27 protein-coding genes and 1 pseudogene are annotated in these 19637 nt (G+C 71.3%); 14 read left to right on the forward strand and 14 right to left on the reverse strand.

Annotated features, from left to right (window positions below):
* Nucleotides 1–44 precede the first annotated feature (44 nt).
* Nucleotides 45–614 (forward strand): DinB family protein, encoded by a 570-nt coding sequence (locus tag F4556_RS36055; RefSeq protein ID WP_184923772.1) that lies wholly within the window; start codon nucleotides 45–47, stop codon nucleotides 612–614.
* Nucleotides 615–717: 103 nt separating this feature from the next.
* Here F4556_RS36055 and F4556_RS36060 read toward each other — a convergent pair whose 3' ends face one another.
* From F4556_RS36060 to F4556_RS36070, 3 genes are all read right to left on the reverse strand, one after another.
* Nucleotides 718–1668, reverse strand: coding sequence for an SMP-30/gluconolactonase/LRE family protein (locus F4556_RS36060; RefSeq protein ID WP_184925754.1), 951 nt, complete (start codon nucleotides 1666–1668; stop codon nucleotides 718–720).
* Between the two features lie 128 nt (nucleotides 1669–1796).
* Nucleotides 1797–2825, reverse strand: coding sequence for a hypothetical protein (locus tag F4556_RS36065; RefSeq protein WP_184923774.1), 1029 nt, complete (start codon nucleotides 2823–2825; stop codon nucleotides 1797–1799).
* Between the two features lie 74 nt (nucleotides 2826–2899).
* Entirely contained in the window at nucleotides 2900–3499 is a 600-nt protein-coding gene (locus F4556_RS36070; RefSeq protein WP_184923777.1) for a TetR family transcriptional regulator, read from the reverse strand.
* 46 nt (nucleotides 3500–3545) lie between these two features.
* On the opposite strand from F4556_RS36070, the gene F4556_RS36075 reads away from it, so the two are divergent.
* The 3 genes from F4556_RS36075 to F4556_RS36085 all read left to right on the forward strand — a co-directional run bounded on the left by F4556_RS36075 (nucleotide 3546) and on the right by F4556_RS36085 (nucleotide 5342).
* Complete coding sequence (locus F4556_RS36075; RefSeq protein WP_184923779.1) at nucleotides 3546–4394, forward strand: patatin-like phospholipase family protein; 849 nt, start codon at nucleotides 3546–3548, stop codon at nucleotides 4392–4394.
* A complete protein-coding gene (locus F4556_RS36080) occupies nucleotides 4367–4732 on the forward strand; it encodes a VOC family protein (protein ID WP_184923780.1) in 366 nt (121 codons plus the stop codon). The genes F4556_RS36075 and F4556_RS36080 overlap by 28 nt, the downstream gene beginning before the upstream one ends.
* Nucleotides 4733–4844: 112 nt before the next feature.
* Complete coding sequence (locus tag F4556_RS36085; RefSeq protein ID WP_184923782.1) at nucleotides 4845–5342, forward strand: GtrA family protein; 498 nt, start codon at nucleotides 4845–4847, stop codon at nucleotides 5340–5342.
* Between the two features lie 3 nt (nucleotides 5343–5345).
* Here the strand turns inward: F4556_RS36085 and F4556_RS36090 are convergent, their stop codons facing one another.
* On the reverse strand, nucleotides 5346–6125 hold the full coding sequence (locus tag F4556_RS36090; protein ID WP_184923784.1) for an NAD(P)H-dependent oxidoreductase: 780 nt from the start codon (nucleotides 6123–6125) through the stop codon (nucleotides 5346–5348).
* 140 nt (nucleotides 6126–6265) lie between these two features.
* Between F4556_RS36090 and F4556_RS36095 the strand changes: the two genes are divergently transcribed.
* Nucleotides 6266–7114 carry a helix-turn-helix transcriptional regulator gene (locus F4556_RS36095; protein WP_184923786.1) on the forward strand — a complete coding sequence of 283 codons (849 nt, stop codon included), beginning with the start codon at nucleotides 6266–6268 and terminating at the stop codon, nucleotides 7112–7114.
* 5 nt (nucleotides 7115–7119) lie between these two features.
* Here F4556_RS36095 and F4556_RS36100 read toward each other — a convergent pair whose 3' ends face one another.
* On the reverse strand, nucleotides 7120–7449 hold the full coding sequence (locus tag F4556_RS36100) for an alpha-amylase inhibitor (protein WP_184923788.1): 330 nt from the start codon (nucleotides 7447–7449) through the stop codon (nucleotides 7120–7122).
* 811 nt (nucleotides 7450–8260) lie between these two features.
* Here F4556_RS36100 and F4556_RS36105 point away from each other — a divergent pair.
* From F4556_RS36105 to F4556_RS36115, 3 genes and pseudogenes are all read left to right on the forward strand, one after another.
* A complete protein-coding gene (locus F4556_RS36105; RefSeq protein ID WP_184923790.1) occupies nucleotides 8261–8419 on the forward strand; it encodes a hypothetical protein in 159 nt (52 codons plus the stop codon).
* A gap of 68 nt (nucleotides 8420–8487) precedes the next feature.
* Nucleotides 8488–9168, forward strand: a pseudogene (locus tag F4556_RS36110) (radical SAM protein); the annotation flags it as partial.
* Between the two features lie 217 nt (nucleotides 9169–9385).
* Complete coding sequence (locus F4556_RS36115) at nucleotides 9386–10054, forward strand: DUF4097 family beta strand repeat-containing protein (protein ID WP_184923792.1); 669 nt, start codon at nucleotides 9386–9388, stop codon at nucleotides 10052–10054.
* A gap of 32 nt (nucleotides 10055–10086) precedes the next feature.
* On the opposite strand, the gene F4556_RS36120 is transcribed toward F4556_RS36115, so the two are convergent.
* Entirely contained in the window at nucleotides 10087–10668 is a 582-nt protein-coding gene (locus F4556_RS36120; RefSeq protein WP_184923795.1) for a TetR/AcrR family transcriptional regulator, read from the reverse strand.
* A gap of 80 nt (nucleotides 10669–10748) precedes the next feature.
* On the opposite strand from F4556_RS36120, the gene F4556_RS36125 reads away from it, so the two are divergent.
* Genes F4556_RS36125 through F4556_RS36135 form a run of 3 tightly spaced genes read left to right on the forward strand, consistent with a single transcriptional unit; the run spans nucleotide 10749 to nucleotide 12726 of the window.
* Nucleotides 10749–11564, forward strand: coding sequence for an SDR family oxidoreductase (locus F4556_RS36125; protein ID WP_184923797.1), 816 nt, complete (start codon nucleotides 10749–10751; stop codon nucleotides 11562–11564).
* Nucleotides 11565–11602: 38 nt separating this feature from the next.
* Nucleotides 11603–12466 (forward strand): haloalkane dehalogenase, encoded by an 864-nt coding sequence (locus tag F4556_RS36130; RefSeq protein ID WP_184923799.1) that lies wholly within the window; start codon nucleotides 11603–11605, stop codon nucleotides 12464–12466.
* A gap of 50 nt (nucleotides 12467–12516) precedes the next feature.
* Nucleotides 12517–12726 carry a DUF4287 domain-containing protein gene (locus F4556_RS36135; RefSeq protein WP_184923801.1) on the forward strand — a complete coding sequence of 70 codons (210 nt, stop codon included), beginning with the start codon at nucleotides 12517–12519 and terminating at the stop codon, nucleotides 12724–12726.
* A 10-nt stretch (nucleotides 12727–12736) separates the two neighbouring features.
* Here the strand turns inward: F4556_RS36135 and F4556_RS36140 are convergent, their stop codons facing one another.
* Both F4556_RS36140 and F4556_RS36145 read right to left on the reverse strand, forming a co-directional pair.
* Nucleotides 12737–13381: a class I SAM-dependent methyltransferase gene (locus F4556_RS36140; protein WP_184923803.1), complete on the reverse strand. Its 645-nt coding sequence runs from the start codon at nucleotides 13379–13381 to the stop codon at nucleotides 12737–12739.
* Between the two features lie 57 nt (nucleotides 13382–13438).
* Nucleotides 13439–14005, reverse strand: coding sequence for a DUF2231 domain-containing protein (locus F4556_RS36145; RefSeq protein WP_184923805.1), 567 nt, complete (start codon nucleotides 14003–14005; stop codon nucleotides 13439–13441).
* A gap of 105 nt (nucleotides 14006–14110) precedes the next feature.
* On the opposite strand from F4556_RS36145, the gene F4556_RS36150 reads away from it, so the two are divergent.
* Nucleotides 14111–14281: a hydrophobic protein gene (locus F4556_RS36150; RefSeq protein ID WP_184923807.1), complete on the forward strand. Its 171-nt coding sequence runs from the start codon at nucleotides 14111–14113 to the stop codon at nucleotides 14279–14281.
* Between the two features lie 100 nt (nucleotides 14282–14381).
* On the opposite strand, the gene F4556_RS36155 is transcribed toward F4556_RS36150, so the two are convergent.
* A complete protein-coding gene (locus F4556_RS36155; protein ID WP_313069111.1) occupies nucleotides 14382–15131 on the reverse strand; it encodes an MBL fold metallo-hydrolase in 750 nt (249 codons plus the stop codon).
* 79 nt (nucleotides 15132–15210) lie between these two features.
* Here F4556_RS36155 and F4556_RS36160 point away from each other — a divergent pair, with 79 nt between their 5' ends.
* The gene (locus tag F4556_RS36160) at nucleotides 15211–15804 is read left to right on the forward strand and encodes a TetR/AcrR family transcriptional regulator (protein ID WP_184923812.1); all 594 of its coding nucleotides are present in this window, start codon (nucleotides 15211–15213) and stop codon (nucleotides 15802–15804) included.
* A 215-nt stretch (nucleotides 15805–16019) separates the two neighbouring features.
* On the opposite strand, the gene F4556_RS36165 is transcribed toward F4556_RS36160, so the two are convergent.
* Complete coding sequence (locus tag F4556_RS36165) at nucleotides 16020–16241, reverse strand: heavy-metal-associated domain-containing protein (protein ID WP_184923814.1); 222 nt, start codon at nucleotides 16239–16241, stop codon at nucleotides 16020–16022.
* A 354-nt stretch (nucleotides 16242–16595) separates the two neighbouring features.
* On the opposite strand from F4556_RS36165, the gene F4556_RS36170 reads away from it, so the two are divergent.
* A complete protein-coding gene (locus F4556_RS36170; protein ID WP_184923815.1) occupies nucleotides 16596–17150 on the forward strand; it encodes a hypothetical protein in 555 nt (184 codons plus the stop codon).
* Nucleotides 17151–17163: 13 nt separating this feature from the next.
* On the opposite strand, the gene F4556_RS36175 is transcribed toward F4556_RS36170, so the two are convergent.
* From F4556_RS36175 to F4556_RS36190, 4 genes are all read right to left on the reverse strand, one after another.
* A complete protein-coding gene (locus F4556_RS36175; protein WP_184923817.1) occupies nucleotides 17164–17397 on the reverse strand; it encodes a hypothetical protein in 234 nt (77 codons plus the stop codon).
* Nucleotides 17398–17501: 104 nt separating this feature from the next.
* A complete protein-coding gene (melC2, locus tag F4556_RS36180) occupies nucleotides 17502–18329 on the reverse strand; it encodes a tyrosinase MelC2 (protein WP_184923819.1) in 828 nt (275 codons plus the stop codon).
* Nucleotides 18330–18392: 63 nt separating this feature from the next.
* Nucleotides 18393–18812 (reverse strand): apotyrosinase chaperone MelC1, encoded by a 420-nt coding sequence (gene melC1, locus F4556_RS36185; protein ID WP_246511188.1) that lies wholly within the window; start codon nucleotides 18810–18812, stop codon nucleotides 18393–18395.
* A 365-nt stretch (nucleotides 18813–19177) separates the two neighbouring features.
* The gene (locus tag F4556_RS36190; protein WP_184923820.1) at nucleotides 19178–19459 is read right to left on the reverse strand and encodes an acylphosphatase; all 282 of its coding nucleotides are present in this window, start codon (nucleotides 19457–19459) and stop codon (nucleotides 19178–19180) included.
* Nucleotides 19460–19637 lie beyond the last annotated feature (178 nt).

Genomic DNA, 19637 nt, shown 5'->3' on the forward strand with positions numbered 1-19637 from the left:
ACCGCCGGGAAACCCACTGGCGAGCCCGGGCCCGGCGGACGAACATGGCGCGCATGAGTGATCAACCCGCGCGATGGACCCAGGCAACCGTCTACCCCGACATGTGGGCGAACCCGGACGACGACCCCCGCAACACCGAAGGCCCCAGCCCGGACGGCGAACTGGCCACGCTGCAGGACTTCCTGGCGAACTACCGGCTGACCCTGCGAATGAAGTGCGAGGGCCTGGACGCGGAGCAGCTGGCCCGCCGTTCGGTGCCACCGTCGACGATGTCGCTGCTCGGCCTGCTCCGGCACCTCGCCGAGGTGGAACGCGACTGGCGTAACTGGATCAGCGACGGCGACCCGCTGCCGAAGCTGTACGGCAAGCGCGACGCGGACTTCGACGGAGCGGTCGCCGACCAGGCCGTGGTGGACGCGGCGTACGCCGACCTGGCCCGCGAGCAGGCGGAGACCGACGCCGCGCTGGCCGAGCACCCGGATCTGGGCGTGCGGCTGGGGAAGGACGGGACCGCCGTGCGGGAGCTGCTGGTGCACCGGATCGACGAGTACGCCCGCCACTGCGGGCACGCCGATCTGCTGCGCGAGTGCGTCGACGGTCGGGTCGGGCAGTGAGGGTTTCGCCCTGAATGCCCTGGATCCGGAGCTACGCGACTGGTCCTCGGCATCTCCCTCTTCGAAGGGATGCCGAGGACCGGTCGGTTCGGGTCGAGCGGGCCTACGCGGTGATCCGGGCCAGCAGCAGGTTCGGGTCCTGCAGGGTGAAGAAGGCGGCGCTGGTGACGTAGACGGTGTCGCCGCAGACCGCCACGGAGGTGGGGTTCGACAGCCCGTCCTGCTGGGTGAGCACCACGGTGGGGGCACCGCCGGGGGTCACGTACACGATCTCGTTGGCGGTGTTGCGGGCGGCGAGCAGGTTGTCGCCCTGGCCGGTGAAGCCGAAGTCGTCGATCCCGTCGAGCCCGGTGGCCCGGGTCTCGATCGGGCCGGCGGAGCCGTCCGGGCAGATCGGGATGCGCAGGATGGTCCCGCGGTCGGTGTTGGACACCCAGATGGCGCCGTGGTGCTTGCGGAGGCCGTTCGCGCCGATGAAGCCGGCCGGCTGGAGTTCGGTGCCGGTGGCCCAGGCGGTGCGGGTCCCGTCCTGGAGCGAGACCCGCCAGACGGTGCCCAGCACCGAGTCGGCGACGTAGAGGTCGCCGTGCTGCTGATCGAGGGCCAGGCCGTTGGGCAGCCCGTTCGCCGGGAGCGCCGCGATCCGTTCGGGCACACCGCCCGGGCTGAGCCGCCAGACACCGGTCAGGTCCTCGGTGCCGGTGGCGTAGTTGACGTACAGGGTGCCGTCGTCCGCCCGGGCGATCCCGGTGACGGCGGCGAACCCGACCAGAGGGGTGGCCGGCACCGCCGGGGCCGGCAGCGTGGCCAGGACCTGGGTGTGACCGTCGAGACCGATCCGGGCGATCTGCCGGGCACCGATGAACGTCACGTCGGCCGAGCCGTCGGGCTCCAGGACGATGTTCTCCGGCGCCTGCCCGGCGGCCAGGTCGAGATGCGCGAGCACGTGAGCGTCCGACAGCGGCGGCGCCACGGACACGGCCGGGGCGGCCGAGAACAGGGTCAGCGCGAGCGAGGCGGCAGCGAGGCCGGCCGGGCGGGCGAAGCGGGTCAGGCGAAGCAAGGGGGGCTCCTTCGTGACGGGCTTTCAGCTCAGCACGCCGAAGGGGGCCGGGCACGGCGGGATACTCCCTCAGGGGGCCGGTTTGCCGGGCGTCGGTCGTGCGGTAGGAGCCGGGCGGCCTACTGGATGCTCCAGCGGTGCGGATGCCGGGGATCGGTGGGGCAGACGAAGATGTTGAGCTCGCCGAACCGGCCGACGACGACCCCGGTGGGGGTGGCGTACCGGTGGGTGGGCAGGTCGCGGTCCTCCAGCGGCTTCCAGCTGCCGCTGCCGCCGTCCCACTCGGAGCTGTCGATGGTCAGCAGCAGGTCCATCGGCGTCCTGCAGGCCCGGCAGTTCATGGGGGACGGGTCGGTCACGTGCCAGGAGGCGAAGCCGCCGACCCGCCAGCCGGGCGGGATGGACAGGTCGTACTGGTAGCCGATCGGTTCTGCCGCGTCGTCAGCCGACTGTTCGGCTTCTTCCTCGAGGGCTTCCTCCCAGGCATCGATCCGGGCGCACAGACTCTCGGGCAGCAGCCCGGCGAACGGGTGGGTGACCACCTGCTCGGGGTGCAGGACACAGGGCTCGGGCACGAACCCGTCGAACCCCACGACCTGCGGCTGCGGCGGCTCGGCCAGCACCTCGCCGACCTCCCACGACCGCCGCCAGCGCAGGTGCAGTTCCAGGTCGTAGCGGCCCGGACCGTGCGCGTCGAAGGGGCACCAGAACACCTGGAGCAGGTCGCAGCCGTCCGGCCCCGGCGGCAGGTCGGGAACATCGCGCCGGTACAGCTGCGCCAGGGCGATCAGCGGCAGTGGATCCATCTCGGTCAGTCCGGGAATCCGGTGTTCGAGGTGCAGCTCCGCCAGCAGCTCGCGCTCCTCGTCGGTGGGGCCCGGATCCTGTTCGCGGGCCCACGCGGAGCTGACGATCCGTCGCCACCGGTGGATGTCGGCCGGTCGCCGCCCGTACCCACGGGCGTGGGCCTCGCCGCACTCCGGCCACGGCTCGTCGGCCGGCCACAGCATCGGACCGCCCACGGAGCTGGTCGAAACGTCCGGGCTGCCCGGCCGGGGGTGCAGCCGGGTGGTCGTACCCCGGTGTCCGGCCAGTTCCGGGAAGAGCACCTCGACATCGAGCGGGCGCGGGGGCGTGGTCCTCGTCATGGACGCGACCTTAGAGCGTCTTCCGTCCTTGCCTGAGGAGGTGTCACTCGGGCCTGGCCCCAGCTCTCGTGCGTTCACCGCCCGAGGAGTTCAGCGAAGCGGTCCAACGCCAGATCGGTGCGGTGGCGATCGCCGGTGGTTGTGAGATCGAACAGCAGACCCCGGACAACGGCCATGACCAACGTGGGCGTGACGATGTCCTCAGGGCCGGTGGAGACATCGCGGAAGGTGGCACCGAGAGTGTCGAACCAGTCGGTGATCGCCTCGCCCTGGTCGGGGTAGTTCTCGGGGTGGACCAGGCCGTCGGCGTGCACCTCGAAGAACAGCCGGACGAACGGCGCACGCTCGTCCGCGCTCATCCATGTCCAGATGCCACGCAGTCGCTCCTGCACGGATCCGGTCGCCGCCGGACGGTGCCCCGCCAGGCGTACCGCGCCGCGGCGACGGGCCTCGGCGAGGACCGCCGCAACCAGCTCCTGTTTGCTGCCGAAGTCGTAGAGCAGCATCCGTGGGCTGGTGTCGAGGGCCGCCGCCAGTGGTCGCAGGCTCAGCCCGGCCAGGCCGTGCGCCAGCACGTAGTCGGTCGCCCGTGCCAGCGTGCGCTCGCGCCGGGCGGGATCGGCGGGTCGCCCCATGGTGGATCTCCTCTCGGCAAACCGCAGTTGAAACAGCATGAGCGAGTATATGGTACGACTGTTTCAATAACGAGGGGAGACCGCTGTGCACACCTTCGACCGAGCACTCGTCCTGGGTCCTGGAAGTCACGTCGGCACCGCCTGGACGGCAGGGCTGGCCTACGGATTGCGCCGCGACGGCGTAGATCTGGGCGAAGCCGACCTGATCGTCGGGACGTCAGCCGGCGCGATCATCGGGGCGCTGCTCGCCACCGGGCAGGATCCTGGGCGGCTGGCGACGTCGGCTCGCCGGTCGGCTCACCGGGTCAAGGCGGACCCCGCGCGGATGGGCGCGGTGTTCGCCGTGCTCGGCGACCGCAGCCAGGAACCGGGCGAGGTCAGGCGCCGCGTCGGCCGGCTCGCGCTCGACAGCACCGACCCCCAGGCCGAGGAGGCACTGATCGCGGGGCGCGCCGCTTTGATCGGCGTGGCGGCGTGGCCGCAGCGGCGCCTGCTGATCACAGCCGTGGACGCAACCACCGGTGAGCCCGTGGTGTGGGACCGCGACAGTGGCGTGCCGTTGGTGCACGCGGTGGCGGCGAGCAGCGCCTTCCCCGGGGCCGCGCCGCCCGTTGCCATCGACGGCCGGCGGTACATGGACGGCGCGCTGCGGTCGGGCACCAACGCCGACCTCGCGGCCGGAGCCCGCACGCTGGTCGTGGTCGAGCCGATGGCGCACCTGTTTCCCCGCGAGCCACTCAACCAGCAGCTGGAGGCCGTGGGGGCGGACGCCGTGGTGACCATCGGCCCCGATCCCGCCTCGGTGCGCGCTTTCGGCTCGGACCCGGGCGACCTGTCAGCTTGGGAACCTGCCTATGAAGCGGGTGTTCGCCAGGCCGGCGACGTCGGCGCACAGCTCCGCTCCGCATGGAGGACGGAAGCCGACGCGGGCTGACCGCCGATCAGGCCAAGCCGGCCGCTCGCGCGTGTCCGCGCGAGCTCATGGACGAGTGGGACGAGGGTGCGTACCTCAGTGATCCCGCGGGGGTGGGCCCGAACCTGTCCTTCCTGAAGGTGCCCGAGTCGAAGGTGGTGAAGAACCGGGTGCACCTGGACGTACAGGCCGGAGGCGGCCGTGAGACGCCCTGGGAGGTGCGGTGGCCGCGCGTGGTCGAGGCGGTGGCGCGGCTGACGGGGGCAGGCGCGACCGTGCTGCGTGAGGAGCACTTGGAGGGTCGGCCCGATCACGTGGTGATGGCCGATCCGGAGGGCAACGAGTTCTGCGTGCTCTGACGGCGGAGTCCGCTTTCGGTGGCCTTTGTGTGCCATGGCGCCACATGTGATGCCATGAATGTGCCATGATGGCGCCATGGGGAGTGCGGCGAGTCGTCAAAGGGGTCGGATCATGGAGACAGCACAGGGCCGGCAGCAGGCGGCACCCGGTGCCTTCGCCGCCTTCGCCCGCTTCGTGCTCTGCGGTGGCGGAGTGGGCCTCGCGGCCAGCTTCGCCGTGGCGGCCCTCGCCTCCCGGATCCCCTGGGTCCTGGCCAACGCCCTGGTCACCGTGCTCTCCACGCTCCTCGCCACCGAGCTGCACGCCCGTTTCACCTTCGGCGCGGGCGGCCGTGCGACCTGGCGCCAGCACGCGCAGTCGGCCGGGTCCGCGGCGGCCGGGTACGCGCTGACCTGCGGCGCGATGCTCGTCCTGCACCAGCTGATGGCGGCGCCCGGTGCGGTGCTGGAACAGGCCGTCTACCTGTCGGCCTCCGCGCTCGCCGGTGTCGCGCGGTTCGCGGTGCTGCGCCTCGTGGTCTTCGCGCGGAACCGGGCGCAGGCCGCAGCCGGCGTCCGTCCCGTGCACACGGCCGCGGCCGGCCCTGCGGTGTTCTGCCGCGCCGCCTGACGGTCAGTCACGTCGGTGCAGCCCGAAACCCGTGCGGCCCGTGGGCTCCAGCCCTTCCTTCAGGTGCAGCGAGGGGATCTCGTAGTCACCGAAGTTCTGCCGCCGGAACGCGATCGGCTCGGTCGACTCCAGGGTGAGCAGGCGCTGCTCCCAGGCCTTGGCGACGTCCGGGTAGTCCTCGGCGGTCATCCGGTCGGCGCCGTACAGCACGAACGGCGGCAGCGGCTCGATGCCCGGGTAGTAGAGGATGCCGTGCTGGATCGGGAACAGCAGATCGTCGATGGGGCCGTTGATCCCGCGTGCGGCGTAGTGCGACTCCGGGCCGCCGACGGTCACCGACAGCAGGGCCTTCCGCCCCGCGAGGGTGCCCTCGCCGAACCGCTCGCCGTACTTGGTGGCGCTGTGCTCGCCGACCCCGTACGCGAAGCGGTAGGTGAACACCCGGTCCACCCAGCCCTTGAGGATCGCGGGCATGGTGTACCACCACAGCGGGAACTGGAAGACGATCGTGTCGGCCCACAGCAGCTTCTCCTGCTCGGCCAGGACGTCCGGGGTGAGTGTCCCGGCGTCGAAGGCCCGGCCCGAGTCGCGGGCGACCTTCAGTGGACTCGAGGCGTCGGGGCCGTAGTCGGCGGCGTCCACGACGGCCTTCCAGTTCATCGCGTACAGGTCGCTCACCCGTACCTCGTGACCGGCGGCCTCCAAGGTGGACACCGCGAGGTCCTTCAGCGAGCCGTTGAGCGACTCCGGCTCGGGGTGGGCGTAGACGATCAGCGTCTTCACGGGAACTCCTTCGGATCGGATGCCCTTGATCCTGGGCGCTGCGGCGTACGGCGTTCAGGGGCGCCGCTTCCGTCGGACGGGACTTCCTGGTATCGGCAGGGCCACCTTCGCGGGCGCCCGGCGAGGCCATACTGAGGGGCATGGACGATCTTGCGGGCTTCCTGCGGACCCGGCGTTCCCGGGTCGACCCGGCGGCCGCCGGCATCCCCACCGACAGTCGCCGCCGGGTCGAAGGGCTGCGCCGGGAGGAGGTCGCGCACCTGTCCGGCGTCAGCGTCGACTACTACGTACGCCTGGAGCAGGGCCGCGCGACCCAGCCCTCCGAGCAGGTCCTCGACGCGCTCGCCCGCGTCCTCGGCCTCGACGAGACCGAACGCGGTCACCTCTACCGGCTCGCCCGGCAGCGCCGCCACCGCGCGAAGGCGCCCGGCGGTCGGCTTCGGCCGGAGCTGCTGCGCGTCCTCGACCTGGTCGCCGGCGCACCCGCGCTGATCATGGACCACCGCCTGGACGTACTCGCCGGGAACCGCCTCGCCGGGCTGCTCCACGGCCGCCCGATGCCGGGCCTGAACACCGCCCGGCACATCTTCCTCGAGGAGGCCGAGCGCGGCCTCTACGCGGACTGGGAGGGGTGCACCCTCGACGTGGTCGGCCACCTGCGCCTGGCCGCCGGCAGGTACCCCGACGACCCCCGCCTCGCCTCCCTCATCGGCGAGTTGGCGATGGGCAGCGAGCGCTTCCGCCGCCTCTGGGCCCGCGCGGACGTCCGCGCCCGCACCCACGGCCGCAAGGCGTACCGGCACCCGCTGGTCGGACTGCTCGAACTGCACCAGGAGAACTTCGCCCTGCCCGGCGAATCGGGCATGGAGCTGTTGGTGCTGTCCGCCGCCCCCGGCAGCCCCGCCGAGGACGGGCTGCGCCTGCTCGCGGGCCTGGGCGCGGACAACGGTGACGTGCATCCGTCGGTGAACGCCCAGGCCCGCGAGTAACAGGATCAGCAGACGGCGGTGCGCGCGTACGTGTACGGGGCGTAGTTCACCCGAAGCGTGGCCCCGGAAGCCATCGCGAAACACGGGCTCTCGGAGCCGTTCGTGAAGACGACGGTCACGCGCATCGTCTTGCCACAAACGTTGCCCAGGTAGACGGCCTTCACCGACGTATCGACACTACGGCTCACGCACGAAGGCGCCGTCCCACCCGCAGCCTGGGCCGTACCCGCGAGCACCAGCGGCGACGCGATGGCAACTGCCGCCAGGGCGGAGACCGCCGCACTCTTGGCCTTCAAGCTCTTCAGCATGTCGAATTCCCCTCGTTTGCCCGTCATCCGACTTCCTTGACGAGATGACGTCAACCTAAGGAGCCGGCCGTGCCGAAACCTTGGCGAAAGCTTGCTGGGCAGGTCGGACCACCGAATCCCCGTCTGTCGCCGAGCATGATTTTCTGCTGACAGACAGCTCCGACTGCGTGATCAGTGCTCGTGCGTTCAACAGTCTGGGGGCGGACGCTGACGCTGAGGCGCCGGCCCTGAGCGACATGGTCACCGCGCAGAACAGCGTGATCGCCGCCTGGGATCGTGCCCTGTAGGTCCTCGCTCGCAACTCGCAGGCCGTGGAGGAGGGGCAGTTGGCGCACGAGGTGGTTATGCGCTCTGCCCACCGGTACGAGAGCCGGACCGCGGCCAAGGGCGATGTCCTGGCGCAGCGTCAGGCCGCTGTGTACCGCACCACCGAGTTCCTTCTCACCCGGCGCCTGGGCAGGGTCGCGGCACTGCGCCAGGCAGGTCAGCCGGTGCCGCCCGCGGCGCTCAGGCGCACGCGCCAATTTCGTTTGACCTGTTCTGACCTTCAGTCACGTCAGTCACCGAGAGAGGAATCGCGCCGAGGGCGGCGGCGCGCGGGGCGAGCGGCCCTGCCCGTACGCGGTGCTGCGGGCAGTCGGCCCTACGTCGATCGCCGTAGGGACCGTTCGCGCGAACTGATGGATTTCTGGCCATTCGGCGGGCCGTACGTAGGCGCATCCGGGACACTCGCATTGCCCAACCTGCAAGGGGACCCCCGTAGTTGCCAGCGCCGGCAAGCACTGGCCGGGGGTCCCGGGTGAGATACCCGCCTGACGTCAACCAAGGAGCACTCACCATGAAATCTACCCGAGGCCCGGGCGCCATGCAGGCCGTTCAGGGCTTGCCCCGGCTGTTCCTGCCCAGGATGCTGCTGCGGCGGGCGCTGCTCGGTGCCGCGTACTCGGCGGGAATGCTGCCGGTCACCTTGATCAGTCAGTGGCTGATCAACAGGTAGCCCAAGGGGTCGCCGTGGCGGCCTTCAACTCCTCCATCTGACGGTCGCCGCGCAGCCGACGCCCCGTCATGTCCCGTCCCCCCGCGCCGTTCTCGCAGTTCGTCCTCAAGGTGCACAGCCGCTGTGACCTGTCCTGTGATCACTGCTACGTGTACGAGCACGCCGACACCAGTTGGCGTGGCAAGCCGCGCACCGTCTCGGAGCGCGTGCTCGCGGCGACCGCCGACCGCATCGCGGAGCATGCCCTGGCCCACCGGCTGACGGCCGTCCACGTGGTGCTGCACGGCGGGGAGCCGCTGCTCGCGGGCCCCGCCGTGCTGGCCGCCGTCGAGCTGCTCCGCCGCCCCGCCTACCGGCACCTGTACGCCGGGCTGCTCTGCACCATCGACGTCGAGAACGACCCGGTCGCCGTCTACGACGCGCTGGTCGAACTCGCCCCGCCCCGGATCGACTTCCTGCTCCCGCACGCCACCTGGGACGATCCGCCGAAACGTCCCTCCGGTGCGGGGCCCGCCCCGTACGCCGACTGGCTGCTGGCCATCCACCGGCGCTGGACGGCGCAGGGCCGCCCGGTGCCGGTCCGGATCTTCGACTCGGTGCACCGCACCCTGCGCGGCCGCTCCAGCCTGACCGAGTCGCTCGGGCTCGACCCGGCCGACCTGGTGGTGGTGGAGACCGACGGCACGCTGGAGCAGGCGGACAGCCTCAAGACGGCGTACGACGGCGCACCCGAGACCGGCTTCGACGTCTCCGGCATAGCGTTTGTTCTTAATTCATTGCAACGAACGCAATGGGAGCCGTTGCTTTAGATTCAAAACCAGTGCAACGATTTCCCTGCTCTGGCCTGCGGTGATGCCGTTTCTGCGCAACGAATGTGTTGCCAGATCTATGAACGCAACGTAGCTTTTCGTTCATCAGAAACGGCGCGCCGAAGAAAGCGCGACGACACGAAAGCAGGAGAGCACCGTGCAGAAGTACGACACCACCGCCCCGATCACCACCACCCTCGACATCCCCGCAGGCCGCATCCACCTCATCGCCGCCGACCGCACCGACACCACCGTCGAGATCCGCCCCGCCGACGCCACCAAGAGCAGCGACCTGAAGGCCGCCGAGCAGACCACCGCCGACTACCGCGACGGCATCCTGCACATCACCACCGCACCGGCCAAGAACCGCATCCTCGGCAACACCGGCGCCATCGAGGTGACCGTCCAACTGCCCACCGGCTCCCGCATCGAGGCAAAGGCCGCCACCGCCGAACTCCGCGGCGTCGGCCGCCTCGGCCCCGTCACCTTCGACGCCGCCCACGGCACCGTCAAGCTCGACGAAACCGCCACCGCCCACCTCACCCTCCTGGCCGGCGACATCACCCTCGGCCGCCTCAACGGCCCCGCCCAGATCACCACCCACAAGGGCGACATCCACATCACCGAAGCCACCACCGGCACCGTCACCCTGCGCACCGAGGCCGGCAACCTCACCGTCGGCGCCGCCCGCGGCGTCAGCGCCACCCTCGACGCCGGCACCACCCACGGCCGCATCCACAACGCGCTCCAGAACACCGACGGCACCGCCGCCCTCACCATCCACGCCACCACCGCCTACGGCGACATCACCGCCCGCAGCCTCTGACCACCCCGCCACGGAACGGATCCGACGGTGCGTCAGGCGAGCGAGTCGATCCAGCGTTCCAGTCGGCGACCTTCGGCGGCCATCAGCTCGGGGGCGCGGAAGGTGTTGGTGAGCAGGGAGATCCCCTGGTAGGCGGCGACCAGGGCGACCGCGAGCTCCCGGGAGTCGTCGTCGCGCCCCATGGCCCGGAACTGTTGCGCTGCCCAGTCGATGAGGTGCTGCATGACCTTGGCGACGGACTCGTCGAGGCCGTCGGCCCGCTTGTCGAGTTCCGAGGCGAGGCTGCCGGTGGGGCAGCCGTACCGGGCGGTGAGTTCGCGCTGATCGACCCAGTTGTTCAGGAGGGCTTTCAGTCGGTCCTGGGGGGTGGGGAGTGCGTCGAGCACCTCGATCGCGGCCCGGAGGCCCTGCAGGTGGGCATCGATGGCCGCCTCGACCAGCTCGTTCTTGGTCTTGAAGTAGTAGTACACGTTGCCGACCGGGACGTCCGCCGCGCGGGCGATGTCGGCGAGCGTGGTCTGTTCGACGCCCTTCTCGTGCAGCACCTGGGCTGCTGCGGCTGCCAGTCGTTCGCGCTTGCCGGGTGATCGCCGAGTGCTCTTTGAGTCAGTCACCTGACTGACTATAGACGCGTGACGGGGTGTCAGCTAGGGTCCTTCTAAGTCAGCCAACTAACTCACAAGTGGGGTCTCTCATGATTGTTGTGACGGGTGCGACCGGGAACGTCGGCCGGGAGCTGGTGCGGATCCTGGTCGAAGCCGGCGAGAAGGTGACGGCGGTCTCCCGGAACTCGGCTCAACTGCCCGACGGTGTACGACACTTCCAGGCGGACCTGGCCGACCCGCCGAGTCTGCGGGCCGCCCTCGACGGGGCCGAGGCGCTGTTCCTGCTGGTCGCCGGTGAGGATCCGGAAGGCATCCTCGAGCTCGCCCGGGCGGGTGGGGTGCGGCGCGTGGTCCTGCTCTCCTCGCAGGGTGCCGGGACGCGACCCGAGGTGTACCGCCATCCCGTGGCGTTCGAGCGGGCCGTGCGCGGTTCGGGCCTCGAGTGGACGATCCTGCGGTCCGGCGGGCTGAACTCCAACGCCTTCGCGTGGGCCGAGACGATCCGTACGCGGCGGACGGCCGCCGCGCCGTTCGGCGATGTCGGCCTGCCGACCGTCGACCCGGCGGACGTCGCCGAGGTCGCGGCCGCGGTGCTGCGCGAGAGCGGCCACGCGGGCAGCACGTACGACCTGACCGGCCCCGCGCCGGTCACCCCGCGCGAGCGGGCCGCGGCGATCGGGGCGGCGCTGGGTACTCCGGTGCGCTTCGTCGAGCAGACGCGGGCCGAGGCCCGTACGCAGATGCTGGCGTTCATGCCGGAGCCGGTGGTGGAGGGCACCCTCGCCATCCTCGGCGAGCCGCTGCCCGCCGAGCAGGCGACCAGCCCCGCCGTCGGCACCATCCTCGGCCGGGCGCCGCGCACCTTCGCGGACTGGGCCGCACGCACCGCCCCCGCCTTCCGGTAGACGCCGGATCCTTCAGCCCATCGACAGGAGCAACTGCCTTGCCCGTTCAGCCTGTTCTCGACTCGACCATCTTCCACCGGGAGCGCGGTGCCGGTGCGCCGACCGTCTTCCTGCACGGCAACCCGACCTCCTCCCACCTGTGGCGGCACGTCCTGCCCGCCGTCGGCGGAGCGGGCCGGCTACTGGCCCCCGACCTGATCGGTATGGGGGAGTCGGGGAAGCCCGACATCGCCTACACCTTTGCCGATCAGGCCCGTTACCTGGACGCCTGGTTCGACGCGCTCGACCTGGAGGAGGTGGTGCTGGTCGGACATGACTGGGGCGGTGCGCTCGCCTTCGACTGGGCCGCCCGGCATCCCGGGCGGGTGCGCGGCATCGCGTTCACCGAGACCATCGTCAAGCCGATGAGCTGGGAGGAGTTCCCCGAGGGCGGCCGCCCGCTGTTCCGGGCGATCAAGACACCCCAGGTCGGCGAGGGCATGATCCTGGACGACAACGCCTTCATCGAGCAGGCGCTGCCCGGCACCGTCGCCACCCCGCTCGATCCGGCCGACCTGGCCGCCTACCGGCGCCCGTACCCCACCCGGGAGAGCCGCCGTCCGCTGCTGCAGTGGGCACGTTCCATGCCGCTGGGCGGTGAGCCCGCCGAGGTGGTGGCCAGGATCGAGGCGTACGACCGGTGGCTGGCGAGCAGTGCGAACGTGCCCAAGCTGCTCCTCACCTTCGCGCCCGGCCCGGGCGCCATGATGGGCCCCGCGATCGTCGACTGGTGTGCGGAGAACATGGCTGCTCTTGAGATCGAACACCATGACGCGGTCGCAGGACACCACACTCCGGAGGATCACCCCCTGGTGATCGCCGACGCCCTCACCGACTGGGCGGCCCGGCACAAGCTCCGCTGAGGCGGACGGACTCCAACGACGAACCTCAACGACGAACGGAAGGCATCGACATGACCACCAAAGGCGACCCGACCAGCTACTTCCCCTCCATCGAGCAGAAATACGGCCGCCCCATCGAGGAGTGGAAGGACCTGATCCGTGCCTCCCCGCTGACCCGGCACATGGAACTCGTCGGCTGGCTCAAGACCGAGCACGGACTCGGCCACGGCCACGCCAACGCACTCGTCGCGCACACGCTGGCAGAGCAGGCCGAAGGCTGACCAGGACTTCTCAGTCGAACGCTCGCATCGGCGCCCGGCCGAGGACCAGGACCACGGAACGCGAACCGACGTCGAGGACCCGGGCGACCGGGTCGGTGAGCCCGGCTGCCGCGGCCAGCCGACGCCCGTCCTCGGCAGTCTCGGGCAGCTGCAGGTCGGGCGCGACCAGTTGGGCGAACGCGCCGCTGGGGCGGAACTGGGAGGCCACCGGGAGGGTGAAGCCCACCCGGCCGCCCGGGCGGAGTGCGCGCAGCCAGTCGGTCAGGGCTCGCGCGCCCAGGAAGTGCAGCGAGGACGCGCAGAGGATCACGTCCAGACTGCCGTCGGGCACCGGCAGCGGTACGGCGGGGGCCACCCGCCAGTCGATCGTCGCCGCCAGGCCGGCCCGTTCGGCTCGGAGCTGACCGGCCGTCACCATCCCGGCGGACAGGTCGATCGCGAGCAGGTGGCCGCCGCCACCCGTACCGTTCTTGCGTCCGGCGGCGACGGCCAGGGCCACCGCGCCCGTCCCGCAGGCGACATCGGCCACCGACTCGGCGGGGGTCGGGGCGGCCCACGCGGTCAGGGATCGGGCGATCTCGTCGTGGTGCGCGTCGTCGTAATCGCCTGACAGGGCGTCGAAGGCCCGCGCCATACTCCTGATTGTCTCCGTCACGGCTGGCAGCTTAGAGTCCTTCCTCCGGATCTCAACCGGGCTGCCGGTGACGGTGGGTCAGCTGACCTGTTCGCCGTCGTCGGCCACCCGGACCTCGGGCGAGGCGGGTGTGTCGGCCTGACGGTGTGCCAGGTGGCCACCGAAGGCGGCGGTCAGGCTCACCACGGCGGTGCCGGCCAGGCCGAGCAGGATGCCGCTCCTGGTGCGGCCGTGCCGGCGGGCCCGGTAGGAGCCGATCTGGAGGACGGTCGCGGTGACCGCCGACGCCGCGTGCACCAGGCCGGTGCGGCGGCGCTCCGCCGACAGTTCGGACCAGTCCACCCAGCCGGCCCAGAGGGTCGGGGGGACGGCCGCCAGGCCGAGGGCGGTGAGGCGGCGGGCGGCCGGCGGGGAGGTGCAGGTGAGGTCCAGAGCGGCGGCCGAGAGCCAGCACCCGATCGGGAGTTGGGCCAGTGCCGGGTGCAGCGGGTGGCCGAGCCAGGCCCCGTGCAGGACATCTCGTACGGGGCCCAGTGGCAGGCCGGTGACCAGCCGCTGGAGGCGGTCGGACGTCGGGTCGAGACCGGTCCAGCCGACGGGCGCGTCCAGCCAGCCGGGCAGGGGGGAGGCGGTGAATCTGTCCATACCGTGCGTCTGGCCCGCCGGGCCGGGCTCAAACGGGGCTCGCCAGGGGCTCATTGCATGAGATCGGCCGAAACGGGCAGACGGTCGGTTCGGAGGTGGGATGTCATGGCTTTGGTGATTGTTGTTCTGCTGATCGCCCTGATCCTGGGAGGTGCCGGCTTCGCCTGGCACGTCCTCTGGTGGATCGCACTGGCGGTGCTGGTCCTCTGGCTGTTGGGCTTCGTCTTCGGCGGTGGCGCTGGGGCCGGTGGCCGACGGCGGTGGTACCGCTGGTGAGGGCGTAACCCACCGTGCAGGGCCTGCCGCCCGGGTCGTTCCGGAGGGCAGGCCCTGTGGCGTCACCGGCGTCCGTGTCCGAGCGGTGGCGTCCGAGGGGTCACAGGGACAGCGGCTCGCCCGGGGTGAGGATGTGTACGGCGGTGTCGGGTGCCAGGTCGGCGGCGGCGTCCCGGTAGAGGTCGGGGCGGTTGCGGGTCAGCTTGAGGACGGTCGCGTCGCGGAGCCTGCCCGCTGTGAAGGCGTAGTGGATCGGGACGGCCAGCCGGGGACGGAGCGCGCGGGTCAGCTCGGCCGCCTGGACGGCGTCCATGACCACCTGCCGGTTGAACGCGGGCCGGATCCGCAGGCCGTTGATGGGCAGCAGGGCCAGGTCGAGGTCGGGGAAGCGCCGGGCCACCTCGTCGAGGGCGGGGATGCGCAGGGTGTCGGCCCCGAAGAACACCGAGCTCCGGTCGTGCTGCAGGACGAAGGTGACCTCCGGGACCCCGTGCTGGGCGGGAGTGGCGGTGACCCGCACGGGCCCGAGGCGGGTGCTCTGCCATGGGTCGAGTTCGGTGACGTCGGTGAAGCCGACGGCGCGGACGCGTCCGGCGAGCCCGCGGACCACGGCGAAGGGCACGGTCTTGTCGGGGTAGCCCGCGAGGGCGTCCAGGTCGCAGTGGTCGTAGTGGCCGTGGCTGATGACGATCCCGGCGAGCGGCGGGAGTTCGGCCGCCGATTGGACCGAGCGCGGTTCGCCCTGGTGGTAGCCCTTCCGTTCGGACAGCCAGGGATCGGTGAGGATCCGGGCGCCGCCGAAGTCGATCAGAACGCTGGCGTGCACGACGCGCTGCACGGTGGTGGTCACGGTTCCCCCCGGGAGAAAGTAAGAAGACAGCTGTCCACTGACGGTCATGAGTAGACGCCCGTCCACTAGAGTTGTCAACATGAGCACCGACCGACGACGCCCCAACCCCCGTGGCGAGGGCAGCCGACTGCGCATCGACCTGGTGAACGCCGCGAGCCACCTGCTGGAGGAGGGCGGAGGCGAGCAGACCCTGTCCCTGCGGGCGGTGGCCCGGCAGGCCGGCGTCGCCCCGCAGAGCGTCTACCTGCACTTCGCCGACCGGAAGGCGCTGCTCGTCGCGGTGTACGAGGCGCGGTTCGGCGAGCTGCTCGACGTGCTGGCCGCCGCCGCCGGGCCCGACGCCCGCGGCCGGCTTCGGGCGGTGTGCCTCGCCTACTGCCGCTATGCGGAGCGGCACCCCGGCCACTACCAGGTGCTGTTCGGCACCGCGGGCTCGCCGGGCTGGGAGCCGGACGAGATGGCGGGGCTGCCCGCGCTGCATCTGCTCGACTCGGCGGTCCGGGCCTGCACGGGCGATCCCGCGCCCGGCATCGCCCCCGCCACGCTGTGCCTGTGGGCCGCCCTGCACGGGCTGACCGTCCTGCGCCGGGACCGGCCGAGCTTCCCGTGGCCGGACCTCGATGGCCTCGTCGACGCACTCCTCACCGCCCATGCCGGAGCGGCGCGCACCTGAGGGGGACGGCACCGTCCAGAGTTCGCCGGAGCGCCAGCCGGCACGGCCGCACTGGCGGTCCGTCAGGTCTGGCAGGCCGCCTCCGGGACGGCCCGGGAGTGAGCAGCACGGCGAAACCCAGCGGGAGAAGGTACGGCCGGGGGCCCGGCTCCGTTGCTTCCGCACCGGAGCAGCCGGAGCAGCCGGAGCCGGGCGCGGGTGAGTTCCCGCAGGGCTCAGATCCGCCCGGTGAGGGTGAACCCGGCCTCGTCGACCGCGTCGCGGATCCGCTGCTCGTCGAGCGCCTGCCCGAACTCGAACGAGACGGTGACCCGGCCGGTCGGGGCATCGGCCAGCACATCCGTGACGCCGGGTACGGCCGCCAGTTGGGCGCTGACCGACCGCTCGCAGTGGCCGCAGCTCATGCCTTCGACGGCGAAGACGGCGGTGGTGGACATGGTGGTACCTCCAGGGTGAAGCCGTGGACGGGGCTGCCGTGCCCACCGGGGCACGGCTGGTCGGTGACGGTAGCAAGGGGAGTGCGCGTCACCACGGGGGCGCACGGGGGCACGGGTCAGGGTGCCCCGATCGAGTGGCTTCCGACGGTGCGTCAGCGGCCGGGCTCAGCCCGCGACACCCACGGTCCGCGGATCAGAAGTAGGACGCGGTCCGGCGCGGAGCGTCCAGGACGCGGCTGATCACCTGCACCGTGGTCGGCGGCTGGGGGCTGGTGTCCTGGGTGCCCTGGACCATGTAGTAGACCTGCTCGATCGACGGCGGCTCGCCGGACGCGGCTGTGCAACCCCGCGCCGGTGGTGTGCTGGAACAGCGACGAGCGCTACCTGCTGGACCTGGCCGGACGCGGCGTCGCCGTGGTGCCCACGCGCTTCCTCGAACCGGACGGGCCGTGCGGTGAGGAGGACTTCCGGGCGGCCGACGCCCTGCGGCACGCCCGGATGCTGCTGGACCAGGGCCGGTCGGTGATGGTCCAGCCGTACCAGCGGCTGGTGGAGGAGGGCGAGCGCGCCCTGGTCTTCGTCGCGGGCACGTTCAGCCACGCGATCCGGAAGGGACCCGTACTGACCCAGCCGGGGGTGATCGACAACGACCGCGTACCGCACCCCGATGTGACCCCGTACCGGCCGACCGAGGAGGAGATCGCCACGGCATTGGCCGCTCTGGCGGCGGTGCCGTCGTCCGGGTCCCCGCTGTTCGCCAGGGTGGACCTGGCCTTTGACGACGCCAGGAAGCCGGTGGTCATGGAACTGGAACTGATCGAGCCGAACCTGTTCCTCGGTCACCACCCGCAGGCGCTGGGGCGATCGGTCGAGGCAACGGCGGCCGAGGCGCGGCGGGCGGCGTCGTAGTGAGGGCGGTGCGTCAGGCCGCGGGCCCGGAGGGCGCGGCCTCGCTCCCGTCGGCGTCGGCCGTCGGGAGGGTGACGGACCACTGGCCGACCTTTCGGTAGGCCGAGTCGTAGACGTCCTCGCCGCTGCCGGGCTCCAGGGAGTAGTGCTTCAGGTTGCCGGCCCAGTAGCGCAGGATCCGGCCGAGCTCGGCGGCGTCGTCAGGGGAGGCAGGGTCGTTCAGGTCGACCTCGAGAAGGAATTTCATGTCGAGAGTCTTCCACCGTCCGCGGGTGGCCGGAGGCATCGAACCGTGAGCCGGGCCGCCCGCCCGCGCAGGTGCGGGGCGGACGGCCCGTCAGGTGGGGTCGGCTAGAAGCCGGTGTCGTACGTGTAGCGGGTGGTGTGGTCGAGCATGTCCGCCGGGGTGACGTCGTTCCAGGGCTTCATGGTGTCGTTGAGGTCGACCACGTTGGCGGTGCCGGCCGTGGGGAGGTAGCCGGCGGCGGGGTGGCGCTTCTGCCACTCGGCCCAGAGCTTGTCGATGAAACAGTGGTGGAGCCAGAAGACCGGGTCGTTGGGCGACATGCCGGTGCTCATCATGCCGCCGACCCAGACGTGCACCCGGTTGTGCAGGTTGACGCCGCGCCAGCCCTCCAGGTTGTTGCGGAAACCCGCCGAGGTGCTGTTCCACGGTGCGGCGTCGTACTCGGCTATCGCGAGCACGCCGTCCGTCTCGGTGCGGCTGGGCAGTTGGGCCACCCCGGTGCCGAGCGAGCGCCGCAGGTAGTTGCGGCTGTCGGGCCGGACGGTGAGGGTCCAGTTGCCGGAGGAGTAGGCGAACGGTCCGGTGGTCACCTGGCCATCGCTGCTGCGGCCGTTGCCGCCCATGAAGTCGGCGCCCCAGATGGTGGCGCCGGTGGTGCGGTCGGCGGTCCAGTCCCAGTAGGGCAGGGTGACGGTCGGGTCGATCGCCTGGAGCGCCTGCTCGAACTGGAGCAGGAACCTGCGGTGCCAGGGCAGGAAGGACGGCGAACGGTGGCCGACCCGCTCGCCGTTGTCGGTGTCGCCGACGATGAACGAGTTGTGGGTGCTGACGAACGCGTCGTAGCCGCCGTTGCGCTTGAGCGCGAGCACGGCGTTGACGAAGGCGCGCTTCTCCTGAGCCGTCAGGGTCGCCTGGTTCTTGCGGACTGCCATGAGTCCCCCCTTGTACGTGTGGTGCGAGCGGTGCGGGTGGTGGTGCGAGCGGCGTGGGCCGGATCAGGCGACGGCGACCGGGACGAGCGCTGCGCCCTGCAGGTCGGTGACGGCGGCTCGGGCGAGCGCGCGAGGCGTCTGGAAGGTCTGGTAGTGGTTCACGACGCTGATCCAGGTGCCGTCGGCGTTGCGCATCATGTGCAGCTCCTCGCCGTCGATGTGCACGGCGTAACCGGTGCCCCCGGCGCCGGTGGTGCCGTGGTGGTGGCCGCCCCCGTCGGCCACCGGGCGGCCCTGGATGCGGCGGCCGTGAAAGAGCTCGTCGAAGGTGTCGGACGCGCCCGGGTCGGCCGCCGTCGCGGACTTGCCGGTCGGGCCGACGACGCCGAGGACGACGGTGCCGGCGGCGGCGGTCAGTGCGACGGCCGCCCCCTGCAGCATCCGACGGCGGGTCAGTTCCGAGGCATGGGTGACTTCGGACATCGGTGGTACCCCCTTGGCGCCCCCGCGATGTTGGGGCGCCGTTCATGAAGCAGTACAGAAACGTTAATCCGAGGGGATTTTATGATCACCCTCGCTGTTTCGATGCTTTCAATCCGGGATGACCTACGGAACTGCCGATCGGCGGGGGTACGAAGGGTTGTGGCCGGATCCGGCCATCCGCCGGCCGACCGCGCCTCGGACCGGTCGGTAAGATCTTCACGATCTTCACTGAACGGTCATCAAAAAGGCGATGATCTTCACTCTGTGCAGTCGGCCCGCCGAAGATCCTCTTCCGGGACGCCCCGACGGGCCGGTCGTAGTGACCGGGCTCACCGCGCAAAGTTGGCGCGAAGCGAGTGCTGCGTTCAGCGGATGGTGAAACCGTCGTGGTCGCTGGTGGCGGGGCCCCAGTGCTCGGTCACCGTGTCCACCCGGCCCGGGGTGTCACCGGTCCGCAGCCAGTCCAGCAGCTGCGCGCACTCCTCCCGGGCCCCCTCGGCCACCACCTCGACCCGGCCGTCGGCCAGGTTCCGCGCATGGCCGGTCACCGTGCCGAGGTCCGCCGCCCGGGCCCTGACGGACCATCGGAAGCCGACGCCCTGGACGTAGCCGTCGATCACTGCGGTCAGCCGGGCGCTCTCGGTCATGGGGAAACGGTACTGAACGCCCGGGCGGGCCGCTGCGGTGCTGCTCCGACCGGTGGACGGGGGCGGTCCGGGCGCAGAGCCGAACTGATGAAATGTCAGATGAGTGCGCGTGGGGTGCTTGGCCGAACGGCATCGGCGCCCGAGGGTGTGGGCCCTGGCACACACCCACCACACCTGG

The sequence above is a fragment of the Kitasatospora gansuensis genome (assembly GCF_014203705.1).
Classification (GTDB): Bacteria; Actinomycetota; Actinomycetes; order Streptomycetales; family Streptomycetaceae; genus Kitasatospora; species Kitasatospora gansuensis.